The 15,019-nt window shown below is 73.4% G+C and carries 15 protein-coding genes; 8 read left to right on the forward strand and 7 right to left on the reverse strand.

What is annotated here, in order from left to right:
* Window positions 1-54: 54 nt before the first annotated feature.
* A complete protein-coding gene (locus tag ABZ565_RS15935) occupies window positions 55-945 on the reverse strand; it encodes an LLM class F420-dependent oxidoreductase (RefSeq protein ID WP_361026092.1) in 891 nt (296 codons plus the stop codon).
* A 205-nt stretch (window positions 946-1,150) separates the two neighbouring features.
* Between ABZ565_RS15935 and ABZ565_RS15940 the strand changes: the two genes are divergently transcribed.
* Window positions 1,151-2,695, forward strand: coding sequence for an MFS transporter (locus ABZ565_RS15940; protein WP_361026095.1), 1,545 nt, complete (start codon window positions 1,151-1,153; stop codon window positions 2,693-2,695).
* 18 nt (window positions 2,696-2,713) lie between these two features.
* Here ABZ565_RS15940 and ABZ565_RS15945 read toward each other — a convergent pair whose 3' ends face one another.
* On the reverse strand, window positions 2,714-2,857 hold the full coding sequence (locus ABZ565_RS15945; RefSeq protein WP_361026098.1) for a hypothetical protein: 144 nt from the start codon (window positions 2,855-2,857) through the stop codon (window positions 2,714-2,716).
* A gap of 75 nt (window positions 2,858-2,932) precedes the next feature.
* Between ABZ565_RS15945 and ABZ565_RS15950 the strand changes: the two genes are divergently transcribed.
* The 4 genes from ABZ565_RS15950 to ABZ565_RS15965 all read left to right on the forward strand — a co-directional run bounded on the left by ABZ565_RS15950 (window position 2,933) and on the right by ABZ565_RS15965 (window position 6,264).
* Window positions 2,933-3,514, forward strand: coding sequence for a hypothetical protein (locus ABZ565_RS15950; RefSeq protein ID WP_361026101.1), 582 nt, complete (start codon window positions 2,933-2,935; stop codon window positions 3,512-3,514).
* Window positions 3,515-3,576: 62 nt separating this feature from the next.
* Entirely contained in the window at window positions 3,577-4,443 is an 867-nt protein-coding gene (locus ABZ565_RS15955) for a GNAT family N-acetyltransferase (protein WP_361026104.1), read from the forward strand.
* An 87-nt stretch (window positions 4,444-4,530) separates the two neighbouring features.
* A complete protein-coding gene (locus tag ABZ565_RS15960; protein WP_361026107.1) occupies window positions 4,531-5,301 on the forward strand; it encodes a restriction endonuclease in 771 nt (256 codons plus the stop codon).
* Window positions 5,302-5,445: 144 nt separating this feature from the next.
* Window positions 5,446-6,264, forward strand: coding sequence for a class I SAM-dependent methyltransferase (locus tag ABZ565_RS15965; RefSeq protein ID WP_361026110.1), 819 nt, complete (start codon window positions 5,446-5,448; stop codon window positions 6,262-6,264).
* Window positions 6,265-6,270: 6 nt separating this feature from the next.
* Here the strand turns inward: ABZ565_RS15965 and ABZ565_RS15970 are convergent, their stop codons facing one another.
* Together ABZ565_RS15970 and ABZ565_RS15975 are read right to left on the reverse strand one after the other, a co-directional pair.
* Entirely contained in the window at window positions 6,271-6,966 is a 696-nt protein-coding gene (locus ABZ565_RS15970; RefSeq protein ID WP_361026113.1) for a response regulator transcription factor, read from the reverse strand.
* Entirely contained in the window at window positions 6,963-8,198 is a 1,236-nt protein-coding gene (locus ABZ565_RS15975) for a histidine kinase (protein ID WP_361026473.1), read from the reverse strand. The genes ABZ565_RS15970 and ABZ565_RS15975 overlap by 4 nt, the downstream gene beginning before the upstream one ends.
* A gap of 245 nt (window positions 8,199-8,443) precedes the next feature.
* Here ABZ565_RS15975 and ABZ565_RS15980 point away from each other — a divergent pair, with 245 nt between their 5' ends.
* Together ABZ565_RS15980 and ABZ565_RS15985 are read left to right on the forward strand one after the other, a co-directional pair.
* The gene (locus tag ABZ565_RS15980) at window positions 8,444-9,151 is read left to right on the forward strand and encodes an ABC transporter ATP-binding protein (RefSeq protein WP_361026116.1); all 708 of its coding nucleotides are present in this window, start codon (window positions 8,444-8,446) and stop codon (window positions 9,149-9,151) included.
* The gene (locus ABZ565_RS15985) at window positions 9,148-11,499 is read left to right on the forward strand and encodes an FtsX-like permease family protein (RefSeq protein WP_361026119.1); all 2,352 of its coding nucleotides are present in this window, start codon (window positions 9,148-9,150) and stop codon (window positions 11,497-11,499) included. Before ABZ565_RS15980 ends, ABZ565_RS15985 begins: the two co-directional genes overlap by 4 nt.
* A gap of 184 nt (window positions 11,500-11,683) precedes the next feature.
* Here the strand turns inward: ABZ565_RS15985 and ABZ565_RS15990 are convergent, their stop codons facing one another.
* The gene (locus ABZ565_RS15990) at window positions 11,684-12,952 is read right to left on the reverse strand and encodes a cation:proton antiporter (protein ID WP_361026122.1); all 1,269 of its coding nucleotides are present in this window, start codon (window positions 12,950-12,952) and stop codon (window positions 11,684-11,686) included.
* Window positions 12,953-13,092: 140 nt separating this feature from the next.
* Here ABZ565_RS15990 and ABZ565_RS15995 point away from each other — a divergent pair, with 140 nt between their 5' ends.
* Window positions 13,093-13,467 (forward strand): VOC family protein, encoded by a 375-nt coding sequence (locus tag ABZ565_RS15995; RefSeq protein ID WP_361026125.1) that lies wholly within the window; start codon window positions 13,093-13,095, stop codon window positions 13,465-13,467.
* 92 nt (window positions 13,468-13,559) lie between these two features.
* Here ABZ565_RS15995 and ABZ565_RS16000 read toward each other — a convergent pair whose 3' ends face one another.
* Complete coding sequence (locus ABZ565_RS16000; protein ID WP_361026128.1) at window positions 13,560-13,808, reverse strand: DUF5133 domain-containing protein; 249 nt, start codon at window positions 13,806-13,808, stop codon at window positions 13,560-13,562.
* 237 nt (window positions 13,809-14,045) lie between these two features.
* The gene (locus ABZ565_RS16005; protein WP_361026131.1) at window positions 14,046-14,948 is read right to left on the reverse strand and encodes a DUF3626 domain-containing protein; all 903 of its coding nucleotides are present in this window, start codon (window positions 14,946-14,948) and stop codon (window positions 14,046-14,048) included.
* Window positions 14,949-15,019: the final 71 nt, after the last annotated feature.

Raw genomic sequence — 15,019 nt, forward strand, 5'->3', positions numbered from 1 at the left:
CCCATGCAAGAGCCCCGGCCCACGGGGTCGCGGACCGGGGCTCGGATGTTTCGGTTACAGCTCGTCGCCGAACGCGTCGGCGAGCTCGCGGTACTCGGCCAGCGGCAGCCCCGTCCTGCCCCCGTCCGCGGTGACCACCTGGAGCGCCACGTGGTCCGCGCCCGCGTCCACGTACTCGCGCGTCCGCGCCTTCACCCGCTCGGCGTCGCCCAGCGCGAAGAGGTCGTCCAGCAGGCGCGCGCTGCCGCCGCCGTCGAAGTCGTCCTCCGTGAAGCCGAGGCGCAGCAGGTTCCCGGTGTAGTTGGGCAGCTTGAGGTACATCGCCAGCATCCCGCGCGCCGTGTCGCGGGCCCGGTCGAGATCGGTGTCGAGCACGACGGACAGCTCGGGCGCCAGCAGCGCGTCCGGGCCGAGGGCCTGCCGCGCCTCCGCCGTGTGCGCGGCGCTGACCAAATAGGGGTGCGCGCCCAGTGCCCGGTCGGACGCCAGCTTCAGCATCTTCGGGCCGAGCGCCGCCAGCACCCGGTGCCGGGCGCCCACGGCCGGGTCTGCGGTGTCCAGGGCGTCGAGGTAGTCCACCATCGCGCTGTACGGCTTCGCGTACTGGGGGACCAGCGCGTCGTGGCTGACACCCAGCCCGAGGACGAAGCGTCCCCGGGCACTCGCGTCGATGGCGGCGATGCGGGCGGCCACCTCCTCGGCGGTGTGGCTCCAGATGCTCAGGATGCCGGTCGCGACAGTGACGGTCCGGGTGGCGTCGACGATCGCGGCCGCGTCGTCGGGCGAGGGGCTGCCGCCGAGCCACAGCGTCCCGTATCCCAGCGCCTCGATCTCGGCCACCGCCTCGGCGATCGCCTTCTTCCCGTCGGCGTCCACCCGCGAGCTGTGCAGGGCGCCGCTCCAGATGCCGATCCGGCCGAACGTCTCACGCTTCTCAGAAGTCATGCCGGGGACAACAGCGCCGGGCCCGCTCTATTCCCGTGGCTGCTGCGAACGGGTGGTCCGCAGTCCGGCGCACCGTCGGTGGACCGTGTGCGCGACCCATCTGGCGGAGTCGCCGCGTGTGCGGGGGCGGCGCCGGGGCAACTGGCGGATATTGGATGCTCTGCGGCTCCGCAGGACGCACCGGCCCGACGAGGAGGTAGCAGCCGTGACGACCCCCGCCGCATCGGAGACACCTGGTGACAGGGAACAACGCTCACCTGGGGGAGGGGGCCGGGGGCGCGATACGCGCGACCAGGCGGCGGCGCCCGGGGACTCCGGACGCGGTACCGTCACCACCGCCGTCCCGGCCAGACTCGACCGGCTGCCGTGGTCGCGCTGGCACTGGATGATCGTCATCGGCCTCGGCACGGTGTGGATTCTCGACGGCCTCGAAGTCACGACGGTCGGTAACATCGCGGGCCGGCTGTCGGAGGACGGTTCCGGCCTCGACATCACGTCCGCCCAGGTCACCGGGCTCGCCGCCGCGCTCTATGTGGCGGGTGCCTGTACGGGGGCGCTGTTCTTCGGCTGGCTCACCGACCGCTACGGCCGCAAGAAGCTGTTCATGGTGACGCTCGCGGTCTACCTCGCGGCGACCGCCATGACCGGTCTGTCCTTCAGCGCCTGGTGGTTCTTCCTCTTCCGCTTCCTCACCGGCTTCGGCATCGGCGGCGAGTACGCGGCGATCAACTCGGCCATCGACGAACTCATCCCCTCGAAGTACCGGGGCCGGGTCGACCTCATCATCAACGGCAGCTACTGGCTGGGCGCGGTCGGCGGCGCACTCCTGTCGATCGTCATGCTGAACACGGACATCTTCCCCAAGGACCTCGGCTGGCGCCTCACCTTCGCGCTCGGCGTCGTCCTGGGCCTGGTGATCCTCCTCGTACGCCGGCACGTCCCGGAGAGCCCGCGCTGGCAGTTCATCCACGGGCACGGCGAGCAGGCCGACAAGCTCGTCGATTCGGTCGAGCGGGAGGTCGAGGAGGAGAAGCACGAGAAGCTGCCGCCCCCGGCCGGCGAGATCACGATCCACCAGCGCAAGAGCATCGGATTCGGACTCATCGCCAAGACCGTCTTCCGCAGTTACCCGAAGCGCGCGGTGCTCGGCCTCTCCCTCTTCATCGGCCAGGCGTTCCTCTACAACGCGATCACCTTCGGCTTCGGTGCGATCCTCACCAAGTTCTACGACGTGCAGAGCGGCCACACCGGCTACTACTTCGCGGTGATCGCGGCGGGCAACTTCGTCGGCCCGCTCGTGCTGGGCAAGCTGTTCGACACCATTGGCCGGCGCGTCATGATCGCCACCACGTACATCCTGCCGGGCATCCTGCTCTTCGTCACGGCCTGGCTGTTCGACCGGGGCTCGCTGACCGCCAACACCCTCACCGCGTGCTGGTGTGTGGTGCTGTTCTTCGCCTCGGCCGGCGCGAGCAGCGCGTACCTCACGGTCTCCGAGGTCTTCCCCATGGAGACCAGGGCGATGGCCATCGCCTTCTTCTACGCGATCGGTACCGCGGCCGGCGGGATCAGCGGCCCCCTGATCTTCGCCGACCTCACCGAGTCGGGCGTCCCGGGCGACACCGCCCTCGCGTTCTCCATCGGCGCGGCCCTGATGTGCGCGGCGGGCCTGGTCGCCGCCTTCCTCGCGGTCGACGCGGAGCAGCGCTCCCTCGAGGACATCGCCAAGCCGCTGTCCCAGGCGACGTAACGCCCCCGGACGCACCCCTCAGGCCGGACCCGGCGTCGCGGACGCGGGTCCGGCCAGTCCGTGCAGCAGCAGCCGGGTCAGCGTGTCGATGATCTCCTCGTCGGAGACCTCCGGCCGTCCGGGCCCCGCCGTCGTCACCGCGAAAGCGAGCTGCGAGACCATCGCCCCCATGGCGGCGTACGCCGAACGGCGGGCCGGGTCGGCTCCTTCCTGAGCCTCGCGTCCAACGGGCTACGGGTGCTGCGTGCCCTCGGCGTCCTGGAACAGGTACGGCGCGCGGGTGTCGACGTACCGCGTCAGCGCATGTGGGCCGGGTCCGGCAAGCTGCTCGGAGACGTACCGCGGGGCCGGCTCGGCGGCGACGACCTCTACCGGCACGAACGGATGCCGTCCGCCGTTCTCGCCGCCACCACCGCACTGCACCGCCCCACCCTGACGCACACCCTCGACGCGGTGACGGTCCGGCACAACGACCGCATCGTCCTGCTCGGCGACGCCGACCACCCCGTGGGCGCCGGGCAGGGCGCGTCGATGGCGCTGGAGGACGCCCTCGTGCTCGCGCGATCCCTCGGCACGGAGACCTCCGTACCGGCTGCCCTCTCGGCGTACGACGCGGCGCGCTCGGACCGGCTCGCCCGGATGGCCAAAGCGGCGGCGGGCAACGGCGACTCCAAGACGGCGGGTCCGCTCGGCCGTTGGGCGCGGGACCTGATGATGCCGGCCGGCATCCGCCTCTTCTACGAGAAGGCCATGGCCTGGCTCTACACGTACGACTGCGGCGAACTCCCCGCCGCACCGGCCGGCATGCTCCGGGACTGACGTACGGGAACAGCCCCGGAAACCGGATGCGGCCCGGCCGCGCGGTGGTGTGGGATCGGGGCATGACGATCGCACTCGGCACAACGGACACCGGGGGACCGACCGCGGCGGCGGACGCGCTGCGGGGCTGGCAGACCGAGGGCGCCCCGATGCAACTGCACCCGGGCGACCTCGGCTGGTACGGGCGCAACGGCCCCCGGGCCGCCGCCGAAGCGGTCAGGACGTGGAGCCGGGCCGGGCGGATCCTCGCCGTCGGACTGCTCGACGGCCCCGGCCTGGTCCGGCTGACGACCGCGCCCGACGCCCGCCGGGACGAAGAGCTCGCGCGACGGCTGGCCGACGACCTGTCCCGCCCCGCGCACGGGGTGCTGCCGACGGGCAGGGCGGCCGTCGAGGCGCCGCAGGACGCGCTGGTCCGGGAGGTGCTGGGGGAGCGGGGCTGGGGCATCGACGAGCCGTGGACGCCGCTGCGCCGCGACCTGACGGGGCCGGTGCCCGCACCGGATCTGGCGGTCGAGGTCGCCGGTCCCGACCGGGCCCACCAGGTGGCGGCCGTCCACCGCTCCGCGTTCCCGGGCTCGCGGTTCACGGAGGCGCGGTGGCACGCCATGGCCGCGGGAGCGCTGTTCACCGACGCCCGCTGCCTGCTCGGGCGCGACGAGCGGGGCCACCCGGTGGCGACGGTGACGGTGTGGTCCGCCGGCCCGGGACGGCCGGGGTTCCTCGAACCGATGGGCGTGCACCGGGACCACCGCCGCCGGGGCCACGGCCGGGCGATCACCCTGGCCGCGGCGGCGGCGCTCCGGGAACTCGGCGCGTCGAGTGCGCTCGTGTGCACCCCCGGCTCCAACACCGGTGGCGTCGCTGCGTATGTGTCGGCGGGCTTCGAGCGGCGCCCCGAGATCCACGACCGGTACCGGGCCGCCTGAACGCGGACGCCGCTCGCTGATCATGGAAGGCGCGGCTCGGGGCACATGGCGGACGACGACATACGCGACCCGCCGAAGGAGACGCCGGTGCCGATACGCAGAACGAGAGGCGTCACGCCCCACCCCCGGGGCACGGACGCACTGCGGAGCCCCCTGCTCACCCTCGCCCTCGCCGGTGCCCTGATCGGCGCCGCGGCGCTGCTGTTCCTCCGCTTCGCGCACTGGGCCGGCGCCCACCCGGTCACCGCCGTGCTGCTGGCGCTGCTCGCCCTGCCCGTGCTCTACGTCCTGTTCCGGGCCATGCCCCGCGCCCGTGAGCTGCGCCGGGCGGCCCGCGCGGGCATGGTCCCGCCGGCCGGGGAGGAGGCCGTCCCCGAACCGGCTCCCGCCCCGGAGGTCCTGCCCGCCCCCGCCGGGGCCCACGACGGGCTCACCGCCGTACTCCCGCCCCCCGCACCCGACTTCACCGCCCTCGATCCGGACGGCTTCGAGGCGGCGGTGGCCGCGCTGTGCGAGCGGGACGGCTGCCAGGAGGTCGAAGTGGTCGGCGGAGCAGGCGACTTGGGTGCCGACGTCCTCGCCACCGCCCCGGACGGCCGCCGCGTCGTCGTGCAGTGCAAGCAGTACGGCCCCGAGCACAAGGTGGGCTCCCAGGACCTCCAGCGTTTCGGCGGCACCTGCTGGACGGTCCACGGCGCGCAACTGGCCGCCGTGGTCACGACCAGCGAGTTCACCGCACCCGCCCTGGAGTACGCGGAGGCGTGCGGCATCCGCTGCGTGGACGGCACCGCACTCGCGGCCTGGGCGGAGGGCTCGGGCGCGGCCCCCTGGGGCCCGGCGATGCTGGACACGGCCTGAGGGGCCGCACGGCGGGGCGGGTGGGTCGGCCCTGAGGGGAAGGACACGTCAACTGTCCTTTGCCAGAGCTTAGTTGTATGTGGAGGCGGTGTGAACTTCGATCGCGGGGGACAAGGCCCTCCGTGACCCCGGGAGTACACAGCCATGCACAGTGGAGTCGAGGCGACCGCCTACCTCGTCAACGAGTCCCGGGCCCGGCGGCCCGATCTCTCCCAGGACCCCTTCGCGGGTGCCTGGATACCCGACCAGGAGCGGCCCGCCGTACGCGGGCTGTGGAACAAGTACGCCGAAGTGACCTACGAACACGACGACCTGGTCGTCTCTCTGCGTGGCAGATACATCGCGGACACCCTGGCCGCCCAGGTGCGCAAGGACCCCGACACGGTCCTCGTGAACTGCGGCGCCGGATTCTCCTCGTACCCCTGGCTCCTCCCCTTCGCGGGGGCGCTGGAGGTCGACCTCCCCGGCATGGCCGAGGCCAAGCGGGAGCGTGTGGCGGAGCTGACGGCGGCGGGCGTGCTGCCGGAGCGCGACGTACGGCACCTGCCGATGGACCTCAACAACGCGGCGGCACGTGCGGAGCTCTCCTCCCTGGTACGCGAGTGGGCCGACGGGCGGCCTGTGGCCTACGTGGCCGAGGGTGTGGTCTTCTATCTGCCCGCGCACACCGCGCGTGCGGTGGCCGGCCTCGGTGCGAGTTTCGGTACGTGCGCCGTCAGCGCGGTCAGCTACTGGCCGGCCGCGTCCGCCGGCAGCCAGGTGCTGGCCGATCAGCGCGACTGGTTCCGCAGCCGGTCGGTCCCCGAAGAGGCGTCCTTCCTGACCCACGACGAGCTGGTCACGCTGTTCGGCATGGAGATCGAGGACCGCGGCCCCGAGGACCTGCAACGTCTCTACCTCGACCGCGTGATCGTGTCCGAAGCCGGACTGATCCCTGAGTACGTCGCCGTCGCCTGGACCTAGGGCCCGTCAGCCGTCTTCCTCTGCTCCGTCCCCGTCCTGTTCTCCGACGCTGATCAGCCCCGTCTCGTACGCGACGATGACGGCCTGAACCCGGTCGCGGAGGCCCAGCTTGGCCAGGATGCGGGCGACGTGCGTCTTCACGGTCGCCTCGGCCAGCTGCAGGCGCGCCGCGAGTTCCGCGTTGCTCAGTCCCCGGGCGAGCAGGCCCAGGACCTCCAGTTCGCGCGGGGTGAGCGCGGCGAGGTCGCGGTGCGGGGCGTCGGCGTCGCCGCCCCGCCGGGTGAACCGCTGCACGAGGCGTCGGGTGATGGCGGGTGCCAGGAGTGCGTCACCGGTGCGGACGGTGCGCACCGCGGCCGTCAGCTGCTCGGGTGTGACGTCCTTGAGCAGGAAGCCGCTGGCCCCGGCCGACAGGGCCGCGTACACATAACGGTCGAGGTCGAAGGTGGTCAGGATGATGACGCGGGGCTGCTCGGCGGCCCCGGTGAGGATGCGGCGGGTGGCCTCCAGACCGTCCATCTCGGGCATCCGGACATCCATCAGCACCACGTCCGGCCGGGTGCGGCGCACCGCGTCGACCGCCTCCGCCCCATTCGTGGCCTCGGCGACGACATCGATGCCGTCCGCGCCGAGGATCAGCCGGAAGCCCGTGCGTACCAGGGTCTGGTCGTCGGCGATGAGTACACGCGGCGGCTCGGTCACAGCGCCTCCAGGGGGATCAGGGCCTCCACACGGTAACCGCCGCCCGGCAGCGGCCCCGCGCTCAGGGTTCCGTCGTGCACGGCCAGCCGCTCACGCAGTCCGATCAGGCCCCGGCCGCTCCCGGCCCCGGCGCCCGGTCGCCCGCCGGTGTCGGTGACCTCCACCCGCAGCCTGCGGGACCCGTACGCGACGGACACCGCCGCCGACGCGCCGGAGGCGTGCTTCACCGTGTTCGTCAGGGCCTCCTGGACGACCCGGTACGCGGCGAGTTCGATGCCGGGTGGCAGCGGGCGGGCCCGTCCCGTCACCGCCAGCCCGACCGGAAGCCCCGCGTCCCGGACGCGCCCCACGAGCACATCCAGCTGGTCGAGCCCCGGCTGCGGAGCCGGCACCACCGCATCGGGACCCGTCTCTCCGTCCTCGGTGGTCGTGGTCAACAGGCCCACCACATGGCGCAGTTCGGTCATCGCCGCCCGGCCGCCCGCCTCCACCGCGAGCAGCGCCTCGCCGGCCAGTTCGGGTGAGGACTTCATGATCGTGCGGGCGGCACCCGCCTGGATGATCATCACGCTGACGTTGTGCGTGACGACGTCGTGCAACTCGCGGGCGATTCTGGCCCGTTCCTGCTCCACGGCGCGGCGCAGCGCCTCCTCCTGCTCCCGCTCCAGGACGGACAGCCGTGTCCGCCCCTCGTCGGACCGCAGCTTCCACGTCCGCAGGCCAACGGCGGCCACGGCCATCGGAATCAGGATCAGCAGCGCGATGTACTCGTTGGGGACGATCGGCGTCACCGAGTTCCCGGAGGTCCCGACCAGCGCCACCGACAGCGGCAGCGCCGCGAGCGTCACCACCCGGTGCGGGCTGTACACGGCGGCGCCGTACACCGCGATCACGAATGCGTAGAACGTCAGGCGCATCACGCTCTGCGGGGTCGCCAGCGTCGCGGCCGTCACCACGCACAGTACGGCCAGGGGGTAGCGGCGGCGCAGCACCAAGGCCCCCGAAGCGACGGCCGCGAGCATCACCATGAAGGCCATCCCGCCGGTCCCGGACGGGCGCTCCAGGGCATAGGCGGTGCCGCCCACCACCCGCACCACCACGTTGTCCGCGTTGTCCACGCCGTAGTACACGGTGGCGGCGCCCAGGACCAGCGCCACCAGCGCGTCGAACCGCCAGGCGCGCGCGGTGGGACGGGGCGGCGGGCCGTCTGCCCGGACCGTGTCCTCCCACAGCCGGCCCAGCTTCGTACGTACGTCCGTCACCGTTGCATTGTCCCGGCGGCGCGGATGCCGGGGAATCCGCCCCCGTACCCATTCCGGCGACGGCGCGTACATCGCCCGCCTACATCGCAGGGACGACGAGCGCGCCGCTCATCCCCGCGCCGGACCGGGAAGGGGGCCGGGCGGCCGACGCGCCCGGGCCCGGTTCGCTCCTAGCGTTCACGACACCGGACCGCACATCACCGAGGAGCCCCGCCATGACCACCCCGCTGATCGAACTGCGCGAGGTGAGCCGTCGCTACGACGACGGCCCGCCCGCCCTGCACGAGGCATCGCTGACCGTGCTGCCGGGGGAGGCCGTCGCGATCCTCGGCCCCTCCGGCAGCGGCAAGTCGACGCTTCTCAACCTCCTCGCCGGTCTCGACCGCCCCGACACCGGCACGGTCACCGTCGACGGCGTGCGCGTCGACCGGCTCGGCGAGGCCGCGTCTGCGCTGTACCGGCGCGCCCGGATCGGCATGGTCTTCCAGTTCTTCAACCTGCTGGACGACCTGACCGTCGCCGAGAACGTCGCCCTGCCCGCCCGCCTCGCGGGGATGTCGCGGGGCGAGGCGGCTCGCCGGGCGGCCGAACTCCTCCAACGGCTGGGCATCGACCGGCACGCCCGCGCCCACCCCGGCCGGCTCTCCGGCGGCCAGCGCCAGCGCGTCGCCGTGGCCCGGGCGCTGATGAACCGCCCGGCGCTGCTCCTGGCCGACGAGCCGACCGGGGCTCTCGACTCCGCCGCCGGACAGGACGTCAGCCGGCTGCTCACCGAACTCAACGCCGAGGGTCAGACCGTCGTCCTCGTGACCCACGACCTCGCGCTCGCCCGCTCCTGCACCCACCGCACGATCGGCCTCGCCGACGGCCGCATCACCCACGACCTGCCCTCGGGATCCGTCGCCCCGGAGGCCGTCCGATGAGCGCGCTCGGCCGGGTGGTTCGCTCCGGAGCGGGGCGGCGCCGCGTGCAGACGCTGGTCATCGGACTCGCCGCGATGATGGCCGTGGCCGCGTCCGTACTCGCCGGATCGCTGCTGGTGGTCTCCGGCGCCCCCTTCGACGACGCGTTCGCCCGGCAGCACGGCGCCCACCTGTCCGTGCGGTTCGACGCGGACAAGGCGAGCGCCGCGCGGTTGGCGGGGAGCGCGCACGCCGGCGGTGTACGCGCGGCGGCGGGCCCCTTCCGCACCGCGACGGTCACCCCGCGCGCCGACGCGACCGGTCCCGGCTGGCCCATGACCGTGACGGGCCGGGCGGACCCGGGCGGCGACGTGGACCGGGTGACCCTGACGGAGGGCCGCTGGGCCGCGCGCCCCGGCGAGATCGTCCTCTCCGCCGGCTCCTCCCTCTTCCCCGTCCTGGGCAAGGAGGTCCGTTTCACCGGACCGACCGGCGACCGCGCGCTGACCGTCGTCGGCGTCGCCCGCTCGGTCACCGGGACCTCCGACGCCTGGGTGGTCCCCGCCCAGATGCCGGCCCTGACGCCGCACGGCGACGGTGGGTACCAGATGCTCTACAGGTTCACCGAGGCGGACACCGCCGCGCGGATCTCCGCCGGCGGCAGGAGCGTCAAGGCATCCCTGCCCACCACAGCCGCCACCGGTGAGCAGTCCTGGCTGACCGTCAGGAAGAACGCCGAGCAGGACACCGCCCTGTATGTTCCCTTCCTCTTCGCGTTCGGCGCCCTGGGCCTGGTGATGTCGGTCCTCACCGTCGGAAACGTCGTCGCCTCCGCCGTCGGTACGGGGACGCGTCGCATCGGCATCCTCAAGGCCGTCGGCTTCGCCCCCGCCCAGGTCGTACGGGCGTACGTCGGCCAGGCGCTGATCCCCGCGTCCGCCGGCACCGTCCTCGGTATCGTCGTGGGACACCTGCTCGCCGTCCCCGTGATGGCCGAGACCGAAGAGGCGTACGGCACCGCGTCCCTGGCCGTCGCCCCCTGGGTTGACGCGGTGGTGATCGCCGGGGCGCTCGGCCTCGTGTCGGCGACCGCGTGGGCCGCCGCCTGGAGGGCGGGCCGGCTGCGTACGGTCGACGCGCTCGCCGTGGGGCGCACGGCGTCGGTGGCGCGCGGCCGGTGGGCGGCCCGCCTCGCCGGACGCCTGCCGCTGCCGCAGCCCGTCGCGCTCGGCCTGGTCCGGCCTTTCGCCCGGCCCGCCCGCGCGCTGGCCATGGGCACCGCGATCCTGTTCGGCACCGTCGCCGTCACGTTCACCGTGGGGATGGCCGCCTCCCTCGGCGAGGTGATGCACGCCAAGGCGCACGACGCCGCCGACGTCGTCGTGCCCGCGCCCCTGCCGGACTTCGGGCCCCCGGGCGCCGAACGGCCCGCGCGGCGCGAAGCGGCCGACGCGGTGGCCGTGACGGCGGCCATCGAGGCGGCGCCGGGCACGGGGAAGTACTACAGCGCCTCCACGGTCCGCGCCACGGTGGACGGGCTCACCGGCACCACGGACGTCGTAGCCTTCACCGGCGACGCGTCCTGGGGCGGCTACACCATGGTCGCCGGCCGCTGGATCGCCCGGCCCGGTGAGGCCGCCGTCCCGTCCCCGTTCCTCACCGCCACAGGCACCCGCATCGGCGACACCCTCACCCTGGGCGGCCTGGGCGCGCCCGTCACCGTACGGATCGTCGGCGAGGTCCTGGACCCGCGCAACGACGGCATGCAGGTCTTTACCGACGCCGTGACCCTGGAGGCGGCCCACCCGGATCTGACGGAGACCAGCCACCACATCGCGGTCGCACCGGGTACCGACGTGCGCGCCTACGCCGACGCGCTCGACCAGACCCTCCGACCCCTGGGTGCCACGGCCAGGGCCGGCGGGCGGGGCGCAGGGGGCGACATGGTCGCGACGCTCAACGCCCTGTCCGCGATCCTCACGCTGATGCTCGTCGCCGTCGCCGCGCTCGGCGTGCTCAACGGAGTGCTCCTCGACACCCGCGAGCGCGTCCGGGAGATCGGCATCCACAAGGCCCTCGGTATGACGCCCCGCCAGACCGTCACCATGGTCCTCACCTCGGTGGCCGTCACGGGCCTTGCCGCAGGCGGTCTGGGCGTCCCGCTCGGCATCGCCCTGCACCGCCGCGTACTCCCCGCGATGGGGGAGAGCGTGGGGCTGCGCCTCCCCGACTCCGTCCTCGCGGTCTATCCACCGGCCGGGCTGCTCCCGCTCGTACTCGGCGGCCTCGTCATCGCCACCCTGGGCGCGCTGCTCCCCGCGGGCTGGGCCGCCAGGGCCCGCACCGCGGTGGCCCTGCGGACCGAGTAGACGGCATGCCGGTCCCTACGGAAGGCCCGGGGGTGATCGAGCGGGTAGCGGCGGTGCGCCGAAAATGAGGACCTGTCGCCCGCGGCGGCCATCGCGTACGTGCGCGCCCCGCTGGACGGCCGGCCGCCCGCGTACCTGGTGGCCGTCGCGACGGCGGAGCTGGTGGAGCCCCTGAACCCGGTGCTCAGTGTGGAGACCGTCCGCCCCGGGCGGCCTCCCGCCGGTCCAGGCGCCGGATGACCGGGGTCGCCGTCGCCCCGTGCAGGAGCACGGAGACCAGGACCGTGAACCCCGCGACCGCCCACAGCTCGTCCGCGTACGGCGTGAAGGGCCCCTCGCCGAGCGCGTACGCCAGGTAGAAGAGCGAGCCGATGCCCCGGATGCCGAACAGGGCCGTGACCGCCCGCTCGCGCCGCCCGGCCGGGAATCCCAGCTGGGCGGCGGCACCGGCGGCCGGGCGGATCACCAGGATGAGGGCGAGGCCGAGGAGCGCCCCCTGCCACGGGAGGTCCGCCAGCCCGCCGGCGACCAGATATCCGCCCAGCAGGAACAGCAGCACGGCGGTCAGCAGCCGCTCGATCTGTTCGCTGAAACCGTGCAGCACCTGGTGGTAGCCGTGACTGCGTTCGGCGGCCCGGATGGTGCACGCCGCGACGAACACCGCGAGGAATCCGTACCCGTGGAGCAGCTCGGTCAGCCCGTAGGCGGTGAACGTGGCACCGAGCGCGGTGAAGCCCTCCATCTGCTGCGAGAGGCGCACGTGCCGGGAGCGGAAGAACAGCCGGCCGAGCAGCCGCCCCACCGCCACCCCCGCGACCAGTCCGACCGCCGCCCGCACCAGCACGTCGGCCAGCAGCCAGTGGCCGATCCATCCCGCCGACCAGCCGTCGCCCGCCGTCGCCGCCAGCGCCACGGCGGCCAGCACGAACGGCATCGCGAGCCCGTCGTTGAGACCGGCCTCCGAGGTCAGCGTGAACCGCACCTCCTCCTCGTCCTCCTCGTCGTCCCCGCTGGTCGGCTCCCCGACCCGCACCTCCGCCGCCAGCACCGGATCGGTCGGCGCCAGCGCGCCTGCCAGCAGCAGGGCCACCGCCGGCGGCCAGCCCATGAGCCACACGCCGAGCAGCGCCACACCGGCGACGGTGAGCGGCAGGGCAAGTCCCAGGAAGCGCCAGGCCCCCGCCCAGGTACGCCATCCGAAGGGCCGGTCGATCGCGAGCCCGGCCCCCATCAGCGAGACGATCACGCAGACTTCCGTCACGTGCTCGACCCATGCCCGGTCCCGTACGGGGTCCACGACGGGCACATCGAGCGGCAGCAGGGCGATCGCCGCACCCGCTACGAGGAACACCATGGGTATCGAGAAGGGACGCCGCCGGACGAGCGGGGGAAGGACGGCGGCCATCAGGATGCCGATCCCCGCGGCCGCGTATATGCCGTGCACCAACGTCATCCGGTACCGAGTCCTCCATCGGGTCGGCCGCGGCCGGCCACACTGGCCTCGTACGCGGCGGGAGGAACCACGGGTACCCGGCGGCCCGGCTCCCATACCCCCGGATGCATGGGTGCGGGCACCGCGGCAACGTGAGGGACATGACGACGAACCTCGGTGCATTTGTTCTCGGCACGCCCGATCCCGCCGCCCTGGCTGATTTCTACCGCGCCCTGCTCGGCTGGGAGGAGGTCGAACGGGACCCCGAATGGGTCCGGCTGCGGGCTCCCGAACAAGAGCGCCCCAGCCTCAGCTTCCAGCTCGAAGCGGACCACACGCCTCCGGTGTGGCCGCAACTGCCGGGGACCCAGCAGATGCAGGCGCACCTGGACCTGGAGGTGGACGACCTGGAGGCGGAGACGCAGCGGGCCTGCGCCCTGGGGGCGAAGCTGGAGGAGCTCCAGCCCCAGAAGGACGTACGGGTCCTCCGCGATCCCCACGGCCACCCGTTCTGCCTTTTCCTCCCTGGGGCCTGACGCTCCGGCGGCCCCGTGCCGTCACACGTCCGGCCGTCGGCACCCCGGATCACCCGGGGCGCCGACGGCCGGATCCACGCGCTGCGCGTACCTCAGACGGGGACGGCCCCCGAGTGGTCGGGCCGGCCGGCCTCCACGGCGAGGGCGCCGCGGCTCAGAAGGGCGTCGGCGGTGCTCAGGGCCTCGCGCACGTCACTGACACCCGTCATGACACACAGGGTGTACGCGGTGTCCTCCCGTTGCCGGAGGCTCTCCGGGGTGGAACGGCGCTCGTCCTCGATCACCGCGTCGGCATAACGGGACAGCGCGGCACGCAGGTCTGCGGGCGTGGGAAGCAGCACAGCCAACTCCTCCTCAACTGAACTGACCCTCCCGGGCCGATGGGGCGGCCGGGGCAGGGGCGTCGCTCACGACGATCATCGGATTCCCCGTCACACGCAGACCATTCCCACCGTTTTCAGCCGAAGAAGAAATCCCGCGCCACCGTTGGCCGCGACCCCACGGGGTACACGTGCTCCATGGCCGGGGCGGCCGCCCTGCGGATGTGGACACCCAGCCCCGCACGGCAGGCCGCCCGGTCATCCGTCCTTCCCGGCCGGCACGGGCTCCGCCGACGACCCGGTGACGGCCGCGGCCGGGCCCTCGTGCGGGAAGCCGAAGCGTGCCAGGCAGTGCCACACCTTCTTGACCGCCTGCGGGTCGAAGCGCCCCGTGCGCGCCGCGTCCCCGACGATACGGGGGTCGAGGACGCCGCCCTCGGCGATGGCCGCGCCCAGGTCGACATACTCCTGCCCCCGGTAGCCCGGGTGCCGGCACAGCTCATCCACCGTGAGGCGGAACCCGGGGTGCCACTCCACCGGACAGCCCAGGAGCCCGGCGGCCGCCTCCACACCCGTGCCCCGGTAGCAGGGGTCCAGGACCAGCGCCTCCACATGGCGGTCCGGGCGGACCGGCCCGTGCACCTGCGCCTCGATGTAGTCGTCGAGGACATCCTGCTCATCGGCCAGGGCGAGGGCGATCAGGTTCATGCGCGCGACGACGCCGAAGTCCGTGGGTTCGACGGAGCTGTCCGGATAGCAGAAGGTCGTACGCTCCAGCGCCCCGATGCCCAGCCGGAAGTGCGCCGAGCCGAACCTCGGCGCCCCGCCGACCGCGTACCGGCGGAAGTTCAACGCCCCGTACACGGGCCGCTCCGCGGCCGGTGCGCCGTCGTACGCGCCGCCGAACATCCTGCTCTCCCAGCGCCACCGGTCACCGCCCGGACGGGCCGTCAGGCCGCCGTTGCTCGTGCCGGTGACGAACTGCGAGGCGTAGACACCGGTCGCTGCCATCGCCTCCAGCAGCGGCGTGCCGTCCAGCATCCGGTCCGGGTGGAAGTTGAGGGTCACGCGCAGGTCCGGATCCGCCGCCGGACCCGACGCCAGCTCCGCGACATGGGCGAGGGCACGCCGCTGGGGAGGGGAGAGGGAAGGTGCGCTCATCGGCACAGTGTTCCCGTAGGCGGCCGGAGACCGCAGGGAATTATCCACCGTACGGCGACCGGTGCCGCGCC

The sequence above is a fragment of the Streptomyces sp. NPDC016469 genome (assembly GCF_040632905.1).
GTDB lineage: Bacteria > Actinomycetota > Actinomycetes > Streptomycetales > Streptomycetaceae > Streptomyces.